The following is a 23,222-nucleotide window of genomic DNA, read 5'->3' as shown; positions in this document are numbered from 1 at the left end:
TCGCTATAATTCAACGAGCGTTCAACCCGATGTGTTGAACGAAGAGAGATCTATTTATCATATTTTTAGTCTTAGAATCTATTTGAAATCATGAACTTATTTAACGAATATGGAATTTCTTTTGAGTATCCCGCTGACTGGGAGCTATCAAAAGAGGTTGATGAAACCAACGGCGAAATCCAAGTTAGTGTCCACGGAGCAGATTCCTCATTCTGGTTGATCTCATTGTATTTTGCTGAGATCTTGGAAGAAGAGTTGCTTAAGGAGTCAGTTAAGATTTTTCAGGATGAATATCCTGAGCTCGATATTTACGAAGTCAAAACGATACTGGCGGGCAAAGAATGTTTGGGATCTGATATAGAATTTGTTTGTTCAGAATTAATTAACAGTGCCTACCTGCGTATTTTTAAAACAGAATTGTTTACAGCATTTGTCTTATATCAAGGGACAGATCAGGACCTGGAAACAACGCTGAAAGATTTGGAAGCAATCTCGACCAGCCTGGAATGTTTTGACAATGATTTTGAGGGATATTTGAACATCGTATGATGAAATTCTTGATTGACGAACAAAACTTGGGAAATCAATGATTGCGTCCCAAAGTTCTTCGGTTCTATAATGGAGAACATCTGATAGTTGGCATATTTTGTATTGTGTATATGGATATCAAACGCGTCAAAAACAAAATAGAAACACACGTTCTATTACCGAATTCATCAGGTTTATAGTTCAGGAGCAAGTTGATGTCAGCGGAAATTGAGTCACACCAAGTCGAGAGCATCGGAGTCGTTGCAGGAACTGTCTGGGAATATTTGAGTCACCATGAGCCTGTTACATTAAGTAAATTATCGCGCGAAATTGAAGCGCCGCGCGATCTTGTCATGCAAGCCGTCGGCTGGCTTGGCAGAGAAGGAAAAATTGAGTTTCACCAAGGTTCCCGAAGTAAACTGATTTCCCTTGTAAGAGACTGAAGTCGTTTTGTGCCATTTCCTTTCCCTGATAGCAGAGAGCAGGGCACATTTCTGCAATCAGGGAGAAGGAATTAGAATTTTCCTGGATAGCCCTGAAGGAGAGGAACTCGATCATGAGTGACTCAAAAATCAGAGAACTGTTCCAGCAAGCTCGTAAGCATTTAAAAGACCGCGATATTGAGCAGGCAGTCATCATTTACCAGAGAATCCTGAGCATTAAGCCCGCCGAGAAAAAAGCACATGCGGGTATTGCTGCTGCCTATTTTCAATCAAAGCAGTACCAGGATGCGATCCGGCATTTTGAAGAATTGACTCGTTTATCTCCTGCGGATGCCTCACCTTATATCAATATGGGAGCGATCTATAATCGGACGGGCGAATACAAACAGGCGTTAAATGAGCTACGTAAAGCTGTTCAGAAAGATAAAAAATCAGCTGATGCATTCTACAATATGGGCATTGCACATAAAGGATTAAACCAGTTAAGTATGGCCGTCACAGCCTACAAGCAGGCGCTCCTCTTTGACCCGGATATGGTGGATGCGCACTTTAATCTAGGGAATGTCTATCTGGAAATGAAGAATCATAGCCAGGCTCATTCGAGTTTTACGAGATCGCTTGAAATTTCACCCCAATTTAAAAAAGCAAGCAATGCACTCAAGCTCCTGGACATTGAATCAACAAAAGAAAAACAGAAGATCAATCCCTTTGGCAGGTTGGTTGATGAAAAGTCTTTGAGAAAAAAAGACACTTCCATTTCTACGAAAGATATGTCTGCAGAAGAACGTGAGCAAGATCGCAGAGATATTCATAATCTCTGTGAAGAAATAAAAGAAGCATCCCTTTCAATCGTGAGTGATCTGAAAAAAGGCTTTATCCCCAATCTGTTGAATATGAATCGTTGCATCTCTCAGGGCGAAAAACACTATTCTGAACTGGAAGCAGCAAATGATAAATTCCAGAAAACGGTAAAATCGCTGAGTGAAATGCGAAAACTTCTTAAACACAGAGTGCTTGAAATCCGAGCTCACGAAGAGTTAATGAATTCTATTGGCCTGGACTGAAAACAAACGGCTCGAAGTTTATCTTTCAGTTCATCTCTGGCCGAAAAGGGATGACTTCCAAATTTCCAGCATCGTCGATCAGGCAAGTAATTGCCCCATGCTTGCTGGTTGAATAAATTTGGGTGCTGGCTGAAAAGACTTTTTGTAATTGGGGGATGGTCTGCTTTCTGCCACCACTGACAATCAGATACCCAGGCCTCGCCCAGCGGTCCAAATCAGAGGTATTTGCCGAAAAGCTGCCGTGATGCGGGGAAAGTAGAATATCTACTGGTCCGGCAGTAGTTTCAGTCAGTAGCTTTACCAGTCCTCTCCCTTCCAGATCGCCTGTAAGTAGTATTTTCCGGTGATTGTGTGAAAGCAAGATTGTTAAGCTGGCTGGATTATCTTCTGCATACTGATCTGCAAAGCCTGGATGCAGTACTTCGATTGCTGTTCCGGCTCCAAAATCGATTTGATCTCCCTTGCCAATGATCCTGATTGGAACATGATTCTGTGCTGCGATATTGCACAACGAAAGTGTGCCTGGTTGCTTTTTGCTGAGGAAGGCCTGCGGAAACGCGAGCTCGCGAATATAGTGATTTGAGATCAATTCGGCAGCTGAATTATAATGATCGCGGTCTGCATGGGAGATGAGCAGTAAGTCAACCCGCCGAATTCCATGAGCCAACAACGTATTTTTGATCTTCGAACAGGTTTGCTCGACAGGAGACATGGAACCAGCATCATATAGAATCGTTTTGCCATCAGGAGATTCGATCAAAATAGAAATGCCATGATTGACGGCGATAAATGTGCATTGCACCGATCTCGAGTTCGTAGAAAGTAGCGGTATCAGCAGCCCGACGATCACCCATACAGGAACCACTGCGAGTCGAGATTTTTGTAGCAACCAGTTCCCCTTGAAATTGAATTTTGAATAAACAGGGATGATGGAGAAAAGAATCAGGGAATAGTACACGAGTAACCACCAGGCAGGTGGTCCCGGTAAATCAAAATGTGCAAAAGGAATAGACGACGCGAATTCGACAATCCAATTCAGGAGCCGGAGGCTATAGTCAAAACAAATCCCCAATATGCCCGCCAGAAATGGAACTACCGAACCTAAGAAAATCAGCAAGTATCCCAGCAACAGGATCAGGAACAAAAAAGGAAAGATGAGCGTGTTGACTAGAAGCCCAATCGGAGCGAGTAAATGAAAATGATAGAGCACAAGTGGCGCTGTCACGAGCCAGATGAAAAAAGTGACCAGAAAAACACTGTAGAGTAAACGGAAGTATCGTATCAAAAACCATTGAACGGGCGTTTGCAAAACAGGGGCGCTGGCGAGAATTCTCCAACGTAGTGGAATCCAGTGTTGCTGAAACGGGTTTTGAAAAAATTCCTGCTGAACCGTCCAGAGAATTGCTGCAACGGCAAGAAACGAAAGCTGTGTTCCAACATCAAATAAATCGGTCGGATTGATGATCAAAATGAAGACCGCCGAAATGCAAACCAGATTTAATGTGGTAATTGCACGCCAACTGATCAGCCCCAGTGTGACCAGCGCACAAAAGGAAGCAGCACGGAGAATGGGAGGACGAATTTCAATAATCGATAGATAAAATATAATCGCAAACAGCAGCAACGCGACGGCAACAGTTCTGGGCAAATTCAACAGATGACAGATACCCCAGATAAAAGCGCTGAAAAAACCAATGTGCAATCCAGAGATGGCCAAAAAATGGATCAAACCGGATTGACTGAATTTTTTTCTAACCTGGGTACTGATTTCTGAACGGTCACCTAGTAAAAGTGCCAACCCAATCGGCTGTGTACTTTCACTTGTGTTCTCGCGAATAAGGCGTGCGAATGAGTCGTGGACCTGTTTCTGGAGACTGCTCCAGGATGAAGCCGGGACCTTACTAATGAGCTGAACTGCCTGTGAAGATTTCAGCGTCAGAACGGCATCAATTTGTTGTTTTCGAAAATGATTTTGAAAGTCAAAATCGTGTGGGTTATCTTTGGGGGAGAACATCCTTAGTTTTCCACACACGTCAATGGTGTCACCAATAGAAAATGGATGGGGCTGCTTTCCTTGTAGTAAGCTCACTTGATCATAGATGGTGACAAAGATCTTTCCTGTGACAGGAATGTTTGTCGATCCTGTATGGAGTTCCCTGCAGTCAAGAATCAAGTTTGTCTGTTGTGTAGGCTGTTTCGGATTGAACTGCTCCTCGTCGGCGGGAGTCTTGATCTGCGGCCTTTTGCAGATCACTCCTGTCACCCGAATAAGTTGAGCCTGGTCTTCTGAATGCTCCGGACTTTTTAAGAGGCGGCTGATATGATTGGGAACGTGACAGAACCAGAACTCATGGTGCCGCATTCCCCCCAGACAGATAGTCAAGAGCAAGAGTGCGATCGCTGAACTGGAATGTTTGTGTGAGCGATAACCGAGAGCCCAGACAGCTGAGAGAATGATACTAAAAAGAAGCCAGTAGACCAGTTCCAAATCAAACCAGGAGTCAATTAAGATTCCCAGAGAAAAACAGATGAGTACGGTTAAAGCAGGGGAACGTCCTATTGTGCTCTGAGCCGAACCCCGATCCATTGCCTGTGGAGTGCTAAGGGGCAGGGGGTTGTTCATAGATCAGGCCACTATATTTGATTCAAGTATCAGGGATCCTGCGGTAAATTCAGGTCGACTTGATTGTGCATTGTATAAAGGCGAAATCGTTTACCGTCTGGGATTAAAACCCCACTGGATTGATTCGCTGCAGGTTTTGTCAGAGGATTGCCAGAATATTTTGTCCAATGCAGGAGGTCTTTTGATGCTGCAATATTTGTTGTCCACAAAGAAGGTTTTTGGGCCGCATCGGTTCCATGAAAGATCATGTAATAAGTCCCCTGGTATTTAATAATCTGATTCATGGCAATCATCTTCTGATCATAGGGTTGGGGACCAGGCTTCATGACGGGCTGGTCATGGTTCAAATTTGTCCAGACTTTCTGATCTGGTGAACTTGCCAGCCAGATCCCGGCATCGCGCCGTTCATAGAAGAGATACCACTGGCCATCCTCAAACCAGACAACGGGAGTGCCGTACGGCCCCTCGGGGATAGGAGTTCCATTTGCCAGTCGAACATCCAGGGGACCAACACGCTTCCAGTTAATGGCGTCGTTGGAAATAAGATGCTGAGCGATATCACCTTTGCCTTCGGCAAACATATGATAGATCTTCCCATGTTTGAGAACCATCATATCTTCAACCCAATGTTTCTTGTAGATCGGGTTGCACGGAGATCGGGTCCAATGGATCCCATCACAGGACCAGGCATATCCCAGCATCTTTGAGCCAGACCGGGTTCCATCGTAGCCGGTAAACCAGAGATGGTAAAATTTACCTTCCTTGAGAATCCACCCGCGTTCACGTATTTTTACATCCCAGTGCCCCGGGCCTGCTGCTTGAAAGATGGGATTATTTGAGTAGGGAACAAACTGAGTCAAGACTTTGGGAAACGTAATTTCTTCCGCGAAAACAAATTGACTGGCACTCAAAACCATCAAGGCCAGAAACAAATTGAAACGAAGTAATCTAATAATGGAACTCGAAGTAATGCCGTTCATTTTTTCCCAATCATCAGGTTTATTTAGTTTCCTCTCCCATCCCACAGAAGTTTCGCTATTATACGCAAATCACTTTCAAAAATACAAAGTGCGACAGATGAATTTTGAATGCGCCGGAAAGATCCAGGTGATTTCAAATTGATTTCAAAAGGAAATCCCATGACAGAGAACACTGCATTACTCGATATCAATGGATTAAAAACCTATTTTCACACAGGCCGTGGCCTGGTGAAAGCCGTTGACGATTTGAATATAAAAATCGAAAAAGGAAAAACTCTGGGGCTGGTTGGAGAATCGGGATCAGGAAAATCAGTCACTTCATTATCAATCATGAAGCTGCTGCCTGATACGGCTGCAAAAATTGATGCTGGCTCAATTTCCTTTCTGGGAAAAGATCTGGTGAAGTTATCGGACCCGGAAATGCGGAAGATTCGTGGGCGTGACATCAGCATGATCTTCCAGGAGCCGGGAACGTCGTTGAACCCGGTTTTTCGCGTTGGAAAACAGGTGATGGAAACAATTATTCTGCACCAGAAAGTCACTTCAGCTGAGGCAAAACAAAGAACGATTGAGCTGTTTCACGAAGTAGGTATTTTAGACCCGGAACGTAGATTTTCCAGCTATCCGCATGAGATGTCCGGGGGACAAAAACAGCGGGTGATGATCGCAATGGCGTTAAGTTGCAACCCCGAATTGTTAATTGCTGATGAGCCTACAACAGCACTGGATGTTACAATTCAAGCACAAATCCTGAATCTGCTCAGGAAACTGCGCGATGAACGTGGGATGTCGATTCTATTCATCACGCATGATTTAAGTGTGATTGCTGAAATTGCCGATGATGTCGCAGTCATGTTCCGTGGCAAATTAGTCGAATACAAGCCCGTGATTGATATCTACGAAAACCCGGAGCATCCTTACACAAAAGGTCTGCTGGCCTGTCGCCCCGCTTTAGATACCACTTTTAAACGGCTGCCAACGGTTTCGGATTTCATGGATTTTGAAGAAACAGAGCCCGGTGAATATTTAATCACGGAAAAGAAATTTGATAAAAGCCAGTTCAATAATCTGACATCACATGGGCGCCCCCGCTTATTACACCCCCTTTCCGAATTGGCAACACTCGGTTATCAGGCAGATGATGTCAAAGCACTTCCGGAATCTCAACTGGTCAACGAAGGGGAGAAACCCATTCTGAGTCTGGATCAGTTACAGGTCTATTATCCCATTAAAAGCGGTATTCTTCGCAGAACCGTTGATCATGTGAAGGCCGTTGATGGCATTTCCTTAAATATTTATCGAGGCCAGACGCTGGGATTGGTGGGAGAGTCCGGTTGTGGAAAAACAACCACCGGCAAGGCAATCGTTGGTCTCGCTCCCGTCACAGGTGGGAAGATTCTATTCGAAGGGAATGACCTCGCTCACATGAGCCAGTCGGGGCGAAAGCCGTTCCGGCGTAAAGTTCAGATTATTTTCCAGGATCCTTACAGTTCGCTGAATCCACGCATGATGGTTTCCACAATCATCACGGAATCAATGATCGCGCATAATTTAGGTTCGTCAAAGCAGGATCGACGTGACCGGGCAGCCTCTTTACTGGAAGAAGTCGGATTGCCTGTTGAATATCTGGACCGTTATCCCCACGAGTTTTCAGGCGGGCAGCGTCAAAGAATTTCGATTGCACGCGCATTAGCGGTCGAGCCTGAATTTGTCATTTGCGATGAATCTGTCTCAGCATTGGACGTATCCGTGCAGGCACAAGTCTTGAATTTACTCAAAGATTTGCAGGAACAGTACGACCTGACTTATATTTTTATCAGCCATGATTTAAGCGTTGTAAAATTTATGTCTGACATGATGGCGGTGATGAATCAGGGAAAACTGGTAGAGCTGGGTCCGTCGGAAATGATCTATCAAAACGCGCAGCAGGGGTATACAAGAAAGTTGATTGATTCCATTCCCGTCGACGATCTGACGCAAATCAAGAAACGGGTTAATGATAGGAAAAAACAGGCATTTAATGCGTAAACAAGGGATGATATGTAGATTTGTCAATATGAATTGAGATGCTAATTTTCTGCTTTCCGTACAGTAGACCAGAGGATTTGCCGTTGCTAACCTTTCCTCCACAGTCTACGGGACCGGCAAACTTTGTGCCGGTGAAATATTTTGACATCCCTTACGGAAAGTCCAGGAAAGAAATGATGACAATAAAACCAGCATGGAGAGTCGTTTTAGCAAGTCTGTTATGTCTGATGCTCATCCAGCCTGTTTCTTCAGAAGAAACACCGAAAGAAGCAGCAAAACCAAAGAAGGGTGAGCATGATTGGTTGATCAAGCATCCTACGATTCTGAAATTGTTGAAGCTGCACAATGTGGAACGAGCCAGAAACGGATTACCTGCTCTTTCGCTTAACACGAAGATGTGTTTGAAAGCGCAAGAGCATGCAGATTGGATGGCAAAAACTGGCTACTATCAGCACAGCAGCTTGCCTTGGCCCGAGATCATCTTTCAGGGCCCCACATCGGCAGCCGCTGCCGTCAATGGCTGGATTGCTTCTCCCGCCCACCATTCGATTATGCTCACAGGATCACAGGCTGGATTCGGCTATATGGTTCTGAATGGTCAATATTACTGGGTTGGTGTCTTTGAATAAGATGACCTGAGGACTGACTACGCTTGAGCGTAGAATTGCCACCTGATAATTATAAGGCTGGTTTTGGTAGATGTTAAGTCTAAACGCAACTTACGTTTAAAACCAAAATCAGCCTTGTTCTATTTATCAGAGTCTGCCACAATCTAGCCTGAGACGTTCGAATCTTTTGAATTTGTTTTATGCAAATAATCAACTTCGTCCTCCGATGAATTTTCCGACTTTTCAATGGAGTTAATTGAAGGAATATCCATGTATTTAGTTTCCCGCCTGAATCAATTGCTTTTGACAATCCTACTCATCGTATTTCTCACAGGATGTCCTGGACCTTCGACCGATATGACGGAAGAGTCATCGGAGAATTCGACCGCGTCAGAATCCAAGGATGATGCGACTCCAGAGCCCATGTTGGAGCCATTTGACGCTCCCAGTCTCACCGATCTGGATGCTGAGGTTGAATGGGAAGAACAGCCTGTGCTGGATAGCCTGGAGCTACTTCGGGAGCGGCAGAGTAAAGAAAAGCCATTGGTCAGCGTGAATGAAGCGTTAAAACTGAAAAATACGAACCAGGAAATCAATGAAAAGATTCTGAGTGCGATTGGTCGGCTTCCTGAAAATGCGGAAGCGGTAGACTGGAACGCGACGATCAATCGACATGTCGGAGCCGACATGAAAAGTACAAACCCAATCATGGGTAGCTCGGCTGTCGAATTTGAAGTCTCTTCGCTCACTGGTTTTGGTCTGTTTAGTTTCGATTGGAACTTCAAGCCTTTTGCTGTTTCAGACACAGTGGCTTCCTGGCAGTCTAGTAAAGACAAGCTGTACGATAAAGTTGTTTTGCGAGATGACTTAACCTGGTCAGATGGGACTCCCATCACAGCGCATGACATTGTGTTTACTTTTCAGACGATCATGAACCCCAAGGTTCCCGTCCCCGCAGTTCGCTCTGGTACGGATCAGATTAAGTGGATTCAAGCCTACGATGATCAGACTCTGGTCTATTTCCATAAAGAAGCGCTCCCGACAAATGTCTGGAATCTCAACTTTCCGATTATCCCCAAGCATATTTATGAGAAAGAACTGGAAACAGATCCGACCCTGCAAGATAGCAAATACCATGTTAAGTATGAAAATGAACCTGTTACCGGCGGGCCTTACGAATTCGAGAAAAGAGTGCGCGGTCAGGAAATTGTTTTAAAGCGTCGCGAAAGCTGGTACATGCAAGATGGCAAAGAAGTCCGTAATCGGCCTTATTTTGAGCGAGTCCGCTTGAGAATTATCCAGGACCCGAATACTGCATTACTCGCGCTGAAAACAGGGAAGATCGACGAAATGGCGCTCAACCCTGAACTTTGGAAAACGCAAACTGAAGACGAGGAATTTTATAAAACCTGCACCAAAGCGAACGGGCTGGAATGGGTTTACTTCTATTTTGGCTGGAACTGCGAAACACTATTTTTCCAGGACAAACAAGTACGGCAGGCGATGTCATATGCCTTCAATCATAAAGAAATGCTGGATGAACTTTGCTATGGATTGTACCAGCCTTGCACCGGTGTTTATCACGAAACGGCCTGGATGGCTCCCCAGCCGATGACAAAACCATACCATCAAAATTTGAACAAGGCTGAAGAGCTTCTGGATAATGCGGGTTGGATTGATTCCGATGGTGATGGTATCCGAGACAAGGAATTTGATGGGAAGGTGATCCCGTTCCGGTTTACGATCATGACTGCGAACAAGCCATTGTCGCTTTCAATCTGTACCTTACTTAAAGAAAACCTGGACCAGATTGGAATTATCTGCGAAGTAAAACCAACCGAATTTACCGTGATGCAGGAAAAAGCCCGGAATCATCAGTTTCAAGCGATGTTTGGTGGCTGGGGAACAGGAACAGACCCTGATACATCAATCAATTTATGGAAAACCGGTGCAGGCCGGAATTACGGTCAATATTCAAACCCGGAAGTTGATAAGCTCTTTGCAGAGGGCCGTCGAGAGTTTGACAAAGACAAACGGGCGAAAATCTATGGCAAGATCCATGAGATTCTCTATGAAGACCAGCCCTATACCTGGCTCTACTTCCGTAATTCCTTCTATGGATTCAACAAGGATTTGAGAGGATATGTCTTTAGTCCTCGTGGTCCTTATGGCTACGGACCAGGCTTTGGAAGTCTCTGGAAACCTGTCAGCAAATAGCTTGACTGTTATTCCTTTGAATCGATCATAGAGCAATCCAGCCTACAAGCTGGATTGCTTTCTCAGTCGCTACTTTTTTTGTTGATTCTGTTATTGGATTGATTGAAAAGCATGTTCAGCTATCTTGTGCGTAGGCTCTTCATCGGCTTGGTTACTCTCGTCTTGATTACCTTTATCATTTTCGGGCTGATCCGGAACATGCCAGGGTCACCCATTTCGGTGAATATGGCAATGATCGATCCTGGCAAAGAATTGAACCCGGCTGATATAGAACGTATGAAAAAAGCATATGGGTTGGATAAGCCCTGGTACCAGGCGTATGGTCTTTGGATCGGAAATGTTTTTCAGTTCGATTTTGGCAGGTCCATTTCGCGAAAACAGCCAGTAGCACGTCTGATCAAGGAACGCATGGGACCAACCCTGATTTTGTCACTGAGTTCTTTATTGCTAACCTATCTATTGGCGATACCAATGGGGCTCTACTCGTCTGCACGACAAGGGAAGCTGGATGAACGAACGGTGGGAACCATTCTCTACATGCTATATTCGTTTCCCAGCTTCGTAGCGGCCCTATTTCTGCAGATCTATTTAGCGAAGAAATTGGGCTGGCTGCCATTATATGGAATGAAAAGTGATGGATATTCATCCATGACTGCAGCGCAACAAACCTGGGATATATTCAAACATGCTTTGATGCCAGTGATTTGTTATACCTATGGTAGCCTGGCTTATTACAGTCGTTTTATTCGAGCCAATATGCATGAGGTTTTGAGACAAGACTATATCCGCACGGCGCGCGCGAAGGGACTGGGGCCGATTAACGTGTTAGTCAAACACGCGTTTCGGAATACATTCATCCCACTGGTGACTTTAATTGGTCTGACTTTGCCTTCTCTATTGGGTGGCTCTGTGATCATCGAACGAATTTTCAACTGGCCGGGAATGGGGCAACTCTATTTCGAGTCAATTCTGGAACGAGATTATCCCACCATCATGGGATTAACACTCATGTTTTCCATTTTGACGTTAGCAGGTCAGCTTTTAGCAGATATCTTTTATGCAATGGCTGACCCGCGTGTCAAAATTGCTGACCATTAACAAGAGATTCCTCAGTTCTTATTTCTCATCTTTGTCGCATTCCTTTTGAATCATACATAACTATGCAAAAGCAATCAGAAGAAAACACGAACTCTTCAACTGAGAAGAAGGCAGTCTCGAAGTCCCCCAGTTTCTGGTCTGAAACCTGGCAACGTTTCAAGGGGAAAAAGATGGCAATGCTGGCCTTGATCTATATCGGCTTTCTCGGGTTTGTTGCAATTTTTGCCCCTGCGATCGCTGGTACAAAACCGATCATATGTAAATACAAAGGTCACATCTATTTCCCCGCAATGGGGTATTTTCGACGCGCTTGGGAAAATCCAATCTTCTATAAAGATCGATTTCGAAATCGCTTTCCTGAAAATCTGAAAAAGAACGACCCCAATAGCTGGGCAATCTGGCCTTTAGTCTATCAAGATCCCTACCGCCGTGTTTACGACAATGAATGGAAAGGACTACCTGGAAATCCAACCCAAAATAGCGGCGCCCCCAGTCTCAGAAATTGGTTTGGGACCGATCAGCGTGGTGTCGATGTGTTTGCGCAAATGGTACATGGCACAACCATTGCGTTATTAGTCGGTTTTGTCTCGATGGGGATAGCGGGCGTGATTGGAATCATCGTTGGTGCATTAGCCGGCTTTTACGGTAAATGGATCGATATGGTCCTCAGCCGTCTGATTGAAGTCGTGATGTGTATTCCGACATTGATTTTAATTCTCGCGATTATTGCCATTATTGATTCGCCTACCATTTGGCACATGATGGCCATTATTGGCTGTACTGGTTGGACCGGAATTGCCCGGCTGGCGCGTGCAGAATTTATGAAGCTCCGCGAAAGTGATTTTGTTCTGGCTGCAAAAACAACGGGAGTCGGTCAGTTTCGAATCATTTTCCGCTATATCCTGCCAAACTCTTTGGCGCCGGTACTTGTTCCAATTACCTTTGGAATTGCCGCTGCAATCTTGATCGAAAGTGGCCTCAGTTTCCTGGGGTTTGGTGCGCCCCCTCCGAATCCAAGTTGGGGCACCTTGCTCAACCTGGGACGGCAAAACTTACAGATGTGGTGGTTGATCGTCTTTCCCGGAATGGCTATTTTCCTGGCTGTGCTGGCCTACAATTTCATTGGTGAAGGACTTCAGGAAGCCTCGGATCCTCGATTACGCGATGCTTAAGCAATCACAAGTCAACCTTTTGATTGTTCCTCTTTCAACAAAACAGATTCGAGAGTCGTTATTTTTTGTTGAATTTCAGCGGTTTCGCGTGGTTCCAGAGCATGATTCCCATATCGAACATGATAATAGAGTTGGGTGACCTGGTCGGGATACTCTGAAATCTGGGCCTCTGTCAGTTCTAATCGTAAGTCTGTTTTCACGTGATCAGAGAACTCTTTTTGAGTTTCTGAACGACTACGCACAAGCCCCTTCTTAGCAAGTAATGATTGAAACTTCTCATAGAAGGCAATCTTCGCAGAGCTATGTGCCCCTGATTGATCTGTTTCTTTATTAAACAGAAATCGGAGAAATCTGATTGTAATTTTCGATAACCATTTCAAACCAAAGAACAAACCGGCGATGATAAAGACGGCTGCACCTCCCTCCCAGCTGAACCAACGGCGGGGTGAAGAGAGAAAGCTTCTGACCGTTTTCACAGCAGCAGCGATCGTTGTCCGGAAATTCAATAGTTGTTTGCTCAGTTTTTTTCCGGCCCTGGTGATCGGCTCATAAAAAGCACGCTTTTGACGTTGTAATGAAACTCCAATTACATAGTCATGCCAGAATTGGGTCAACATCTTGTTAGCCCCTTTCCAGCTACTAAAAGAGGCTGCATTTTTTGCGACCATTTCTGCCCGTTGTAAGGCGGGGGTCGCGTCCATCGTCTCCCAACGATCATTCAGGTATGCCTCAATCCAGGAATGAGCGTGGCGTTGTTGAACTTCGAAATTATTTGACAAATATTTTTGTTCGCCACCTTTGAATCCGGTAATTACACGCGTGGGGACACCAATGGCTCTCAACATTAGTGCCAGAGCTGACGCATAGTATTCACAGTGTCCCGACTTACGATTAAAAAGAAAATCTTCAACAGGATCAATTGTGGGATCCTCAATCGACATATTCAGGGTGTAACTATATTCGCCAGAATCACGTAAATACGTTTCAATGAATTTGGCTTTCTCCCTATCTGTTTTTAATTCCGGGTGAGCTGCAATCAAATCTTTGGTATATCGAATGAGTCTCTTAAGATCCTTTCGTGGTAATCCTAAGTAAATGTCCTCACGATATAGTTGGTACATTTCACTATTCTGGTTCGCATTTTTTGCTGTAAAAAGATTGTACTTTGTAGTCTTGTCTTTACCTGGCAGCAGTTTTTGTCGAATTTCAGATGTTTCCACGTCTAAGCTGTTGTCACCGTCACTGACCATGTCCATGGCCAAAATCGGTTGCATAATAAACAAGACTTTTGTCCCAATCGGCTCCAGTATAAATTCCTGCCGATAAAGATTTTGTACGTCTAATTCTTTTGATCTGGTAGGTCGCCAGTCAGAATAGTCACGCCTTCGTCTGCGTCTGCGTCTTTGGACTTTGCTCCAGCTTCCATTTTGATAATTGGAAAGCACGGTGCCCCGGAAGAGAGGTTCGTCCATACCAAACGTTTGAACAAATTCTGTGATCGTGACTGGTTCGTCTGTTTCATCATCATAAACTGTTAATTCCAATACGCGTTCTGAACTTTCGAGAATCTCTCCCATTTCACCGAGTTGCACTTTTTCAGAAAAACCGACAAGGGGCTTGTTGCCTCCCTGGATAGTTTCGTTATTGAATAAAGACCGGTTTACCCACAAGCGTGGAATCAGCAGAAAGAAACACATTGAAATCAATAATGCTGTAATCGAACAGCCTATTGTTGCCCAGAAAAATTCAGCAGTGAGCCACCGTCGGCTTTGGTCAGATTGCACGCCACCTTGAACCTGACTGGATTGCTGAAACGGCGAAACGGCAGTCCGTTCTACATTGAGCCGGGGAAGGCCCCCAGTCGACTTTTGTTGAAAAAACGTGTTTCGTGTTCTGTAAAGTGAGAAGACTGAAAGAGTCCAAATCGATAAAAACATGTAGATGACAAGCATACTTCCATAAAAACCCGATTCAGTGAGGACCGCACCAACCGCGATTTGCAGGAATCCCAATGCGCATAACCACCAATATTGCGTATCACTTTTCTTCTGTAAAAGAATAATCCAGGTTAGATAAACTAAAAAGTGGGCACCGGAAAGCAAACGCCCTTCGATGTTCGAGAAAAACTCTGCACAGACAATCAGAAATGCCAGCAAGCCTAAAATGTTTGCCCAAAGAGGACTGAGGCTGAACTTCTCCCAACGGTCAGTAAAAAACAGCGTTAAAATCCCCAGAGGAACTGTTAAAAGTTGGGGAAAGAGAGCCTCTTCCGCCATCATGAACATGATGCTGGATAAAGCGACGAGCAAATAGATACTAACTTGAAATGTGAGAGTTAAATTCACAAGTGTTTCTCAGCTATTAGGAATTTTAAAGAGCGAATTCAATCTGTTTCCAGAACGAGCCAACGCGAGAGTATTTCAGGATCTGCTTCAATCATTCTCCATTGTCCGTGTACGTCGACCCCTTGTTGCTCAAAGATTGTTTGCAAGCGATTGTGTTTTTTGGATCCACTCTCGTTTCGCGTAGTAAGTAGAACAGTCCTTGAGCGAGGTGAGCTCATTTGTGAAATCAATTTTGCAAATTCACCATCTGTCTGAGACTTACCAGGTTGCAGCGTTGCCAGAAAATCCAATAAATATTCCAGCCCCATTGAACCAATGCCGACTTCCAACAGCTCAAGAGTCTTCCCTTGAGAAACCAAAGTCAGCTTTGTATCTCGGCTGTATCGTAAATGCTCTCTGCAAAGAGTGCCCACAAAACTAATTGCCCATTCGACTCGTTCAGCTTGATTCTCATTGGAAAATGATGGTAACCACAAATCCAGACCAATGATCAGATCATAGTTACGATTTTGATGGTATTCCTGAACCATCAGTTCTCCCTGTCGAGCCGAACTTCTCCAGTGTATCGCTCTTTGACTGTCACCAGAGCGGTATTCACGGATGTGATTAAACTCGTCATCAAACACACCACGTCGGCTCTGATTTTGCTGCGCCATTTCTTCGATAGAAAAAAAGTCGTCCGCCCAATTACTACTCAATCTACCGATTTGAGGATGCACTATGATTTCACTATATTCGGAGAAAACGGCACCACGTTTGACGAGCCCTAGAGGATACCGTGTTGAGACCTGCAATGGCCCGAATTGATAAATCCCTCTACGCCTTAATTTTGCATAATAGTGAGCCGATAAATTCTGGCGTGGGCCAACTCGCCTGAAGACCACTGATGCTTCCAGTTTATCATCGTGATTTTTGAAGGTATCACTCACTTCCATCAGGTAGGCTGCGATGAGTCTTTTATTGTTTTCCAAAATAATTTCAGCGGTAAAGGTTTCACCGACCATCACTCTTTGTGGAATGATCCGTTTTAACTTAATGTTCTTTAACATGCTGTAAGTAATCCAGCCATTTAAAATAAATGGGCCAGTCATCATCGCAAACACCAGCATCAACATGTTTTCACGAGAAAGTACAGATCCCACGAAGAGCACCATCATGATCAGTAAATAGACAAGACCATCTCGCGGGAGTGAAACTCGGTTTCGTCCGATCCGTTTTAACTGGAAACGTTTTAATTTAGGAAAAAACGAAATGAGAACATGCTGAAGACCCCAGAGAAATGTGCCGCCAGCGACGATCCTGAGCATCAGCGGCAGATTACGGTGAAAACGTGCCAGCGTAAATGGGGCCTGAAATGTATATATCAAAATAAATACGGAGACAAATATGACAACCAACCCCGGACGCCATTCCTCACGTTTTTGCCAGAATTCGTTTAGTCGATGTTTCATATCAGATTATCTAAAAACAGCATCACTTAAACTGGAGGGACACACAACACTCTTCCTGTGATACTCTTATTTTATCAGCCAGCGGGGAAAGATCTATGGCGAATAATGCTGAAAAACTGGTATTAATGCTGATACTCAGTCAAACGGAACGCGAAATCCCACACTTATTTTAACAGGTGAAGACCAGTATCCTGCCGCCTTTGATTTAACCAGCTAAAGGCGCGTGACTCCTTCTTACAAAACTTAACCAATTGAGATGAAGAGCATCCCAGAAACTGGCTTGCTGCCTTCACATCAAATTGAAAATGGGTAATCGAGTCGAGCGACTCTGCTAGCAATGCCGGGAAATCATCATGCTCCGGATTTACTTTGAGAGTCCCGTTAGTAAGTCGGTGTTGCCAGAGAGTAGAGGGGATGTCTGAATGATCCAGCATGCGATACTCAATTGCCAGATTGACCCGTAATCGGAATAACGCAACCTGACGATTTCGAGCCTGCTGCCGTGTTTCAGAAGCTTCACCGATGATATTTGTCGGAAGATGCTTGATGACAACTCCTGTTTCCACTTTGTTACGATGCTGTCCTCCAGGCCCCGATCGTCTGACATGTTGGATTTTACAATCTTTGAGCAACAACTCCGGGTCAAGGCAAGCAGGGTGGACCTTTCCTGAGAGTGGTTTGACAGAATCAGCCGATGTCATTACGAATCACTCTACTTTGTAAAAGAAGCCAGGATGTGTTTCAGCGTGCTTCACAGATCTGAAAATTCCGATTATGATACTGGGACGATCTGCTATTATAGAGCATCTCGATTGCCTTTCGCTAGAAGTATCCAGCCAGAATAAATGGCTCCTCAAGAATCTGGAAGTGACATGCTGAACATCACCCTAACTCCGTTAGCCAACAGACTCTTTTCTGGAATGTGCTTCATCATGATCTGCCTCCTCGTTAGTGGCTGTAGAAAGACTCATGATCCGAACAGCAGAGAAGTGACAGAATACGTTCTTCAGGCAGGGGGGAAAGTCATTCCCGTCCACAGTGACCTTCCGATCAACACAACGGCTAAAATACCCGAAGGTAATTTTGCCGTTCGTGAAATCGATTTAACAGACGCCAAAATCAAAAACCTCGACATGAAAAAGCTAGTCAATTTACCCTATCTGGAATCTCTGAACCTCCATGGAACCAGTCTGACTGACAAAGGCCTGGCAAGTATTTCTGGTCTACCCAAACTAAAGTCCCTGGAAATTGCCTATACTCGTGTCAGTGATGAAGAAGTCAGCAAGTTGACACGATTTCCCCAATTACGAAAGATCTTTCTCTACGGAACCGCCGTAAAGCCTCAGACGATTGAAGATCTCAAATCAAATCTGCGCGGCTGTGTGATTTATAAGTAGGCATTGTAAATCTCATTCAGATGTACTTGAGATCGGTTTCTGCCAGGGAACTGTTCCATAGCGCTGGATCTCAGCCCTTAGTAATGCAGACATCTGGTTGAATTTCTTTCGATTTTTGTCAGCAAGATTATTCTTCTCCAGTGGATCTGCTTTCAAGTTGTAAAGCTCCAATGGCGCGAAGGGACTGTTCTGCAGTAATTTCCAGTCACCACTGCGGACTGCCTCAATAGTTTTCCCCCCGTACCGTATTCCTCCTTCTCGTCTTCGAAAGAACCAGTTCTGTCGTAACGGGGCTTGCGTCTTACCTTTGAGAGTGGGCAAAAAGCTGACGGCATCCAAATCAGCCGGAATTGTAATTCCAGCCGCTTCGCAAACAGTCGGAAACAGGTCCATACTCATTGCCGTGAAATCGCTCTGGGATTGGGGGGCAATCCGATTTTTCCAGACAATTCCTGTTGGGACTTTCAAACCGCCTTCGTAAACGCTCTGTTTGCCATCACGGAGATTTCCGTTGTTCGCCCCCACGCTTAATTGTCCGCCATTATCAGAGCTGAATACAATTATTGTGTTGTCACTCAGGCCAGTCCGATCGAGTGTCTGAATCACCTTACCGATTCCGGCGTCTAGATGTTCGATTAACGCAACTAGCTTTGCCCGCTTCGGGTCAATGCCGGGTTCGCGTTGTACTACTTTTTCAACCCACTCTTCCGGTGGCTGTATCGGGGTATGGGGCGCATTGTAAGCGAGATATAAAAAGAATGGTTTTGTGCTCGATGTTTGTTGCTGCAAAAACTCACAGGCCCAGTCTGTAAACAGATCTGTGGCATGTCCCTCGGGATCAATCGTTTTCTGATTGAACCGCATATAATTCACGTTGTGCCTGCGGTGCTTGTAATAATCATCCATCATGTCGCCTAGAAATCCATGAAAATAATCAAACCCGCGTTCGTTCGGAGTGTTAGGCGACTCCAGCCCCAGATGCCATTTTCCAACGATTCCGGTGGTATAGCCTGATTGCTGAAATACATCGGCTAATGTAATTGCCGTTGGCAACAAGTACCCCCAACTGTTCTCGGGGTTCGTTCTGATGACTCCCGGAACGCCGACAAGGTCCTGGTATTTCCCGGTTAATAAAGCGGCTCTGGTCGGTGAGCATACCGGACAGTTTGCATAAAAGTTCGTGAACTTCATCCCACGGCCAATGAGCTGGTCGATGTGAGGCGATTTTAAATCTGAGGCACCGTAGCTACTCAGATCACCGTAACCTAAATCGTCCACCAAAACCACAAGTACATTGGGCCTGGCTGATTTTTCTGCGGCATGAAGCGACAAAACATTGCAGAGCAATATTGGAAGCAAGAATAATATTTTATTGAGCATATTGATTACGGGCATCGATTCGATTTCTTTCGTTTAGATGATTCTTTGTTTTCAGGCTCTCTGATATTAATCCAGAATTACTCTTCAAATTCGTCCCAGAGTTTTTCAAACTCAGATGCAAAACGTATCAATAGAGCAGGGTCATTCGTGATAATCAGGTTTTCGGAATTATTTTTGGAGGCACTGCGGGTCCAGTTATAACTGCCGGTTAATATGAATTCGGAATCAAACAACGCAAATTTATGATGCATATGATATTCTGTTTTATCAATCCGAACTGGAATGCCAGACCGTGAAAGCTGTTCGATATCTGAACCCAGATCATACGATTTATCATTGTCTGAGATAATTCGGACTTTGACTTTCCGTTTATGGGCGTCTTGAATGGTTCGTGTCACTCGATCGTCTGTGATTGTGAACACACAGATATCAATTTGTTTTCGGGCAGAATCAATCAATCGACAAATGCGATGCGAACAGTCATCGCGGGGACTGAATAACGCTTCCGATTTTAAATCCGGCTCCCGACTCTTTGTATTGGCTAGAATTTTCATCACATCTTCCAGCCAACTTAGACTCTTCTCATCAGGAAGGTGTGCTGGTTTATGTTCCCGGAAAATCTCAAATGCTTCTTTTCGGACCAGAGCCAGATTATGATTTGTGAGAGTGATATGAGAAAAGATCTGGTTTAATGCAGCGCGTTCGCTGCGCGTCATCTGATAATCTTCAAATGTTTGCAGTAACATATTCTGAATTTGTGAACGGTCCATTATTTGGCCTTGATCCTGTCAGATTGCATTAGGAATTTATCGCATTGGTATCTAGAATGTAATGTCGTACCTTTCATGGTAGCGTGAATTCTCTTGCTGGAAAAGACTCTCGTATGAAACTAATGATCTCAGGTAGCTCTGGACTAGTCGGTTCTCAGTTATGTCAGAGGTTGAATTCCGATTCTGCTTTTGAAATTGTGCGTCTAGTCCGGAATTCCGCTTCGGATGGTCTTGGCCCATCTGTGATCTGGCAGCCTTCCGAGGATCGTCTCTCTGCGGATCTTTTTTCAGGAATCGACGCTGTGATTCATCTGGGAGGTACGAACATCGCAAATAAACGCTGGTCCCCGGAAGTCAAAAAAACGATTTACAATAGTCGCGTGCAATCGACCCGCCTGCTGGCAAATACGTTGGCCTCTCTTGATAATCCACCCGCCACTTTTTTGTGTGCTTCTGCAATTGGCTATTACGGAGATCGGGGATCCGTCCGAGTTGATGAAAATAGTCCCAGAGGGCTGGGGTTCCTGGCCAATGTTTGTGAAGCGTGGGAGCAGGCCACTCAGCCGGCAGTGAAGGCCGGAATTCGCGTCGTGAATATGCGGTTTGGAATGATTCTCGACAAATCAGCAGGGGCGCTTTCGAAAATGCTGACGCCGTTCAAACTGGGGGCAGGCGGTAAAATTGGTTCTGGCTCACAGTACTGGAGTTGGATCGCCTTACCCGATGTAATCAATGCGATTTTATTCTGTCTGCAAAATGAAGGAGTACAGGGCCCCGTCAATTTTGTTGCGCCAGACGAAGTGACGAATCTGAAATTCACAAAGACATTAGGCAAAGTTTTATCGCGTCCGACATGCTTACCGGTTCCCGCTTTTGGAATAAAAACACTATTCGGCGAAATGGGACAGGAGCTGATGCTGAGTAGCGCTCGCGTCACCCCGGAACGACTGCGGTCTGCTGGATTTGAATTCCAATATGCAAAACTGGAAGACGCCCTGCGCAGTATTTTATCAAACGAGTCTCACTCCAGATAAGCAGTCACAGAGGTTTGCAAAAGATTACTGCAAGATAGGGAGTGATGAGCCCGGGTTATGTTGATGCTCTTTCGTGATAATCGAACCGATCATAGTGGTCGGCGTCACATCAAAGATTTCCACACGTGCCAGAGAACCTGCTAAACGCGGATTGCCATCAAAGACAACGATGCGATCACAGTTCGAGCGTCCCATCAGCTGTTCGGCTAGAGAGCCATCGACGTCTTCATTCGCTTTCAGCGCCGATTTACTGCGTCCTTCAACAAGAACTTCCACTTCCTTGCCAATGAATTCTGCGTTATCTTCTTCACTGACTTCGTTCTGCACCTTCAACATTTCATTGTTGCGACGCTTTTTGATTTCGTCCGGGATATCATCCTGATAACGCTCTGCTGCTTTGGTACCCGGCCGCTCACTATATTTAAAAATAAAGCTGTTCTTAAAGCGAAACTCGCGAATTGACTCCAGACTTTTCTGATGCGCTTCTTCCGTTTCTCCCGGATGACCAACAATGAAATCGCTGGAAACCGAACAGCCAGGCAGAATTTCATTCACCCGCTGCATCATGTCCCGGTAATCTTCGACGGTATAACCACGCTTCATGATTTTTAAAACGTCGTTGCAGCCATGCTGTAAGGGAACATGTAGATAACGCGTTGCTTTAGGGAGATCCCGAATCGCTTCCAGAAGATCATTCGTCATATCTTTAGGATAACTCGTGACGAATTTGATGCGTGAAATCCCCTCAACATCGTTAATCAGATACAGCAAATCGGAGAGCCGAAACAGCTTGCCGTCCTGCGTATGCTTATAGCTATTGACGGTTTGTCCCAATAACGTGACTTCTTTAACCCCCTGGTCAGCGAGTACTTTCACTTCGGAGAGAATTTCGCGGGGGGAACGGCTCTGCTCTGGACCTCGTGTTGAAGGAACCACACAGTAAGAACAAAACTTATCACAGCCGATCATGATCCGCACAAACGCCTGATAAGGTGAAGGACGCATTTCCGGATCACGCAGGGGATCATAACTTTGGAAACTGTTGGTGATCTCAGCAAGCTTTCCATCTTTGCGGCCTAAACCAACCGCCAGTTCACGGCTCCGTTCGCTTTTGCTGTGATGAACTCGTGCTTTATTAATTAGTTCCGAAACTTGAGCCAGTTGGCCTGTACCGACGACAAAATCGACCTGAGGCGCTTTTTGAAAAATCAGTTTTTGATCTTTCTGCGCCATACAGCCCATGACACCGATGACTTTCTTCGGGTTCTTACGGGCCCCATATCGCAGTCGACCTAAAGAGCTATAGATTTTATGCTCTGCATGTTCTCGGACACTGCAGGTATTGAACAGAATGGTCTCTGCCTCTTTCACATCCTTTGTGAGTTCATACCCACGTTTACGCAGGTCGGCCACCACCAGTTCGCTGTCCAGCATATTCATCTGGCAGCCTACGGTTTCGATGTAGAGCTTGTGGTTATGGTCTGTCACGACATCGGGCAGGACTTCAGTCGAAGCGACAGGAAGCTGCTCTGAATCGATGTTACTGGTTTGATCAATCTGGGACATGAACTGATTCAACTACTCAAAAAAAGAAAAACGCAGCTCAAGCGGGATACTTTCCCACCAGATCTACGAATATTCAAGGGCCTGTCATAGCAGAGTCTAAGCTGCTGATGCATTCTGATCCACAGAAGCAGGGTCTGCTTCCGCGTTTAACAAATCACTACCGGACGCTATCTTCCCCTCTTGGGATATTTCCTGCGTATACTCAATGGCCAGTTGCTGGATGACGACTTTCTTGTGATGTGTCATCAATGAAGCCAGAGACTTCAACGCCAAAAGTGATGCGACAACATACAAGACCAGATTCCAGACATCCATGTCAATCCTCCTTGAGATCCATGGTGGCACTAATTGTGATTTTGGTTGCGACCTACAGTTAACAACTCCCTTAAACCCGTCGCTCACAAGCTGATACGAGGCTTGAATAAGTATTTTTGGCAACACCTGTTAATATATCAATATCAGTTAAGCCAGTTTCATGAAACCCACACAAAAGAATCACAAAAAACAGGCATTTCTAT

The 23,222-nt window shown here is 45.0% G+C and carries 19 protein-coding genes; 10 read left to right on the top strand and 9 right to left on the bottom strand.

Translation table 11 applies throughout. The annotated features are described in order from the left end of the window. The first annotated feature begins 90 nt into the window (after window positions 1-90). From AAC022_RS03805 to AAC022_RS03795, 3 genes are all read left to right on the top strand, one after another. A complete protein-coding gene (locus AAC022_RS03805; protein ID WP_339728148.1) occupies window positions 91-549 on the top strand; it encodes a hypothetical protein in 459 nt (152 codons plus the stop codon). A gap of 194 nt (window positions 550-743) precedes the next feature. Continuing rightward, window positions 744-971 (top strand): winged helix-turn-helix domain-containing protein, encoded by a 228-nt coding sequence (locus AAC022_RS03800; protein ID WP_339728146.1) that lies wholly within the window; start codon window positions 744-746, stop codon window positions 969-971. Between the two features lie 113 nt (window positions 972-1,084). After that, window positions 1,085-2,035: a tetratricopeptide repeat protein gene (locus tag AAC022_RS03795; protein ID WP_339728144.1), complete on the top strand. Its 951-nt coding sequence runs from the start codon at window positions 1,085-1,087 to the stop codon at window positions 2,033-2,035. A 25-nt stretch (window positions 2,036-2,060) separates the two neighbouring features. Here AAC022_RS03795 and AAC022_RS03790 read toward each other — a convergent pair whose 3' ends face one another. Then, complete coding sequence (locus AAC022_RS03790; RefSeq protein ID WP_339728141.1) at window positions 2,061-4,658, bottom strand: ComEC/Rec2 family competence protein; 2,598 nt, start codon at window positions 4,656-4,658, stop codon at window positions 2,061-2,063. A 29-nt stretch (window positions 4,659-4,687) separates the two neighbouring features. Next, entirely contained in the window at window positions 4,688-5,638 is a 951-nt protein-coding gene (locus tag AAC022_RS03785; protein WP_339728139.1) for a glycosylase, read from the bottom strand. 159 nt (window positions 5,639-5,797) lie between these two features. Between AAC022_RS03785 and AAC022_RS03780 the strand changes: the two genes are divergently transcribed. The 5 genes from AAC022_RS03780 (at window position 5,798) to AAC022_RS03760 (ending at window position 12,761) form a co-directional block, all read left to right on the top strand. Beyond that, window positions 5,798-7,666: an ABC transporter ATP-binding protein gene (locus AAC022_RS03780; RefSeq protein ID WP_339728135.1), complete on the top strand. Its 1,869-nt coding sequence runs from the start codon at window positions 5,798-5,800 to the stop codon at window positions 7,664-7,666. Window positions 7,667-7,839: 173 nt separating this feature from the next. After that, a complete protein-coding gene (locus AAC022_RS03775) occupies window positions 7,840-8,295 on the top strand; it encodes a CAP domain-containing protein (RefSeq protein ID WP_339728133.1) in 456 nt (151 codons plus the stop codon). Window positions 8,296-8,544: 249 nt separating this feature from the next. Beyond that, window positions 8,545-10,491, top strand: coding sequence for a peptide-binding protein (locus AAC022_RS03770; RefSeq protein WP_339728132.1), 1,947 nt, complete (start codon window positions 8,545-8,547; stop codon window positions 10,489-10,491). A 111-nt stretch (window positions 10,492-10,602) separates the two neighbouring features. Next, entirely contained in the window at window positions 10,603-11,589 is a 987-nt protein-coding gene (locus tag AAC022_RS03765; protein ID WP_339728131.1) for an ABC transporter permease, read from the top strand. Between the two features lie 62 nt (window positions 11,590-11,651). Then, complete coding sequence (locus tag AAC022_RS03760) at window positions 11,652-12,761, top strand: ABC transporter permease (protein ID WP_339728129.1); 1,110 nt, start codon at window positions 11,652-11,654, stop codon at window positions 12,759-12,761. An 11-nt stretch (window positions 12,762-12,772) separates the two neighbouring features. On the opposite strand, the gene AAC022_RS03755 is transcribed toward AAC022_RS03760, so the two are convergent. From AAC022_RS03755 to AAC022_RS03745, 3 genes are all read right to left on the bottom strand, one after another. Further along, window positions 12,773-15,106, bottom strand: a complete 2,334-nt coding sequence (locus AAC022_RS03755) for a DUF3488 and transglutaminase-like domain-containing protein (protein ID WP_339728126.1) — start codon at window positions 15,104-15,106, stop codon at window positions 12,773-12,775. 38 nt (window positions 15,107-15,144) lie between these two features. After that, window positions 15,145-16,557 (bottom strand): DUF58 domain-containing protein, encoded by a 1,413-nt coding sequence (locus tag AAC022_RS03750; protein ID WP_339728123.1) that lies wholly within the window; start codon window positions 16,555-16,557, stop codon window positions 15,145-15,147. 164 nt (window positions 16,558-16,721) lie between these two features. Then, entirely contained in the window at window positions 16,722-17,258 is a 537-nt protein-coding gene (locus tag AAC022_RS03745; RefSeq protein WP_339728121.1) for a peptide chain release factor-like protein, read from the bottom strand. 288 nt (window positions 17,259-17,546) lie between these two features. Between AAC022_RS03745 and AAC022_RS03740 the strand changes: the two genes are divergently transcribed. After that, window positions 17,547-17,954: a leucine-rich repeat domain-containing protein gene (locus AAC022_RS03740; protein ID WP_339728119.1), complete on the top strand. Its 408-nt coding sequence runs from the start codon at window positions 17,547-17,549 to the stop codon at window positions 17,952-17,954. A gap of 12 nt (window positions 17,955-17,966) precedes the next feature. Here the strand turns inward: AAC022_RS03740 and AAC022_RS03735 are convergent, their stop codons facing one another. Together AAC022_RS03735 and AAC022_RS03730 are read right to left on the bottom strand one after the other, a co-directional pair. Next, window positions 17,967-19,349, bottom strand: coding sequence for a sulfatase-like hydrolase/transferase (locus AAC022_RS03735; protein WP_339728116.1), 1,383 nt, complete (start codon window positions 19,347-19,349; stop codon window positions 17,967-17,969). A gap of 62 nt (window positions 19,350-19,411) precedes the next feature. After that, complete coding sequence (locus AAC022_RS03730; RefSeq protein WP_339728114.1) at window positions 19,412-20,104, bottom strand: phospholipase D-like domain-containing protein; 693 nt, start codon at window positions 20,102-20,104, stop codon at window positions 19,412-19,414. A 113-nt stretch (window positions 20,105-20,217) separates the two neighbouring features. Between AAC022_RS03730 and AAC022_RS03725 the strand changes: the two genes are divergently transcribed. Further along, complete coding sequence (locus AAC022_RS03725) at window positions 20,218-21,138, top strand: TIGR01777 family oxidoreductase (RefSeq protein WP_339728112.1); 921 nt, start codon at window positions 20,218-20,220, stop codon at window positions 21,136-21,138. A 24-nt stretch (window positions 21,139-21,162) separates the two neighbouring features. Here the strand turns inward: AAC022_RS03725 and miaB are convergent, their stop codons facing one another. Then, window positions 21,163-22,704, bottom strand: coding sequence for a tRNA (N6-isopentenyl adenosine(37)-C2)-methylthiotransferase MiaB (miaB, locus tag AAC022_RS03720; RefSeq protein ID WP_339728109.1), 1,542 nt, complete (start codon window positions 22,702-22,704; stop codon window positions 21,163-21,165). A 96-nt stretch (window positions 22,705-22,800) separates the two neighbouring features. Then, window positions 22,801-23,019: a hypothetical protein gene (locus AAC022_RS03715; RefSeq protein ID WP_339728107.1), complete on the bottom strand. Its 219-nt coding sequence runs from the start codon at window positions 23,017-23,019 to the stop codon at window positions 22,801-22,803. Window positions 23,020-23,222 lie beyond the last annotated feature (203 nt).

Origin of the sequence: uncultured Gimesia sp., assembly GCF_963976445.1 — a bacterium.
In the GTDB taxonomy this organism is placed as follows: Bacteria; Planctomycetota; Planctomycetia; order Planctomycetales; family Planctomycetaceae; genus Gimesia.
This window is presented reverse-complemented; position numbering and strand designations above follow the sequence as displayed.

What these genes read in the sequence shown, in the direction of transcription:
- AAC022_RS03780 (WP_339728135.1), top strand. Translation starts at nt 5,798, where the DNA reads ATGACAGAGAACACTGCATTACTCGATATCAATGGATTAAAAACCTAT.
- AAC022_RS03785 (WP_339728139.1), bottom strand. Translation starts at nt 5,638, where the DNA reads ATGAACGGCATTACTTCGAGTTCCATTATTAGATTACTTCGTTTCAAT.
- AAC022_RS03795 (WP_339728144.1), top strand. Translation starts at nt 1,085, where the DNA reads ATGAGTGACTCAAAAATCAGAGAACTGTTCCAGCAAGCTCGTAAGCAT.
- AAC022_RS03800 (WP_339728146.1), top strand. Translation starts at nt 744, where the DNA reads ATGTCAGCGGAAATTGAGTCACACCAAGTCGAGAGCATCGGAGTCGTT.
- AAC022_RS03725 (WP_339728112.1), top strand. Translation starts at nt 20,218, where the DNA reads ATGAAACTAATGATCTCAGGTAGCTCTGGACTAGTCGGTTCTCAGTTA.
- AAC022_RS03735 (WP_339728116.1), bottom strand. Translation starts at nt 19,349, where the DNA reads ATGCCCGTAATCAATATGCTCAATAAAATATTATTCTTGCTTCCAATA.
- AAC022_RS03805 (WP_339728148.1), top strand. Translation starts at nt 91, where the DNA reads ATGAACTTATTTAACGAATATGGAATTTCTTTTGAGTATCCCGCTGAC.
- AAC022_RS03765 (WP_339728131.1), top strand. Translation starts at nt 10,603, where the DNA reads ATGTTCAGCTATCTTGTGCGTAGGCTCTTCATCGGCTTGGTTACTCTC.
- AAC022_RS03715 (WP_339728107.1), bottom strand. Translation starts at nt 23,019, where the DNA reads ATGGATGTCTGGAATCTGGTCTTGTATGTTGTCGCATCACTTTTGGCG.
- AAC022_RS03760 (WP_339728129.1), top strand. Translation starts at nt 11,652, where the DNA reads ATGCAAAAGCAATCAGAAGAAAACACGAACTCTTCAACTGAGAAGAAG.
- AAC022_RS03730 (WP_339728114.1), bottom strand. Translation starts at nt 20,104, where the DNA reads ATGGACCGTTCACAAATTCAGAATATGTTACTGCAAACATTTGAAGAT.
- AAC022_RS03770 (WP_339728132.1), top strand. Translation starts at nt 8,545, where the DNA reads ATGTATTTAGTTTCCCGCCTGAATCAATTGCTTTTGACAATCCTACTC.
- AAC022_RS03790 (WP_339728141.1), bottom strand. Translation starts at nt 4,658, where the DNA reads ATGAACAACCCCCTGCCCCTTAGCACTCCACAGGCAATGGATCGGGGT.
- AAC022_RS03775 (WP_339728133.1), top strand. Translation starts at nt 7,840, where the DNA reads ATGATGACAATAAAACCAGCATGGAGAGTCGTTTTAGCAAGTCTGTTA.
- AAC022_RS03750 (WP_339728123.1), bottom strand. Translation starts at nt 16,557, where the DNA reads ATGAAACATCGACTAAACGAATTCTGGCAAAAACGTGAGGAATGGCGT.
- miaB (WP_339728109.1), bottom strand. Translation starts at nt 22,704, where the DNA reads ATGTCCCAGATTGATCAAACCAGTAACATCGATTCAGAGCAGCTTCCT.
- AAC022_RS03745 (WP_339728121.1), bottom strand. Translation starts at nt 17,258, where the DNA reads ATGACATCGGCTGATTCTGTCAAACCACTCTCAGGAAAGGTCCACCCT.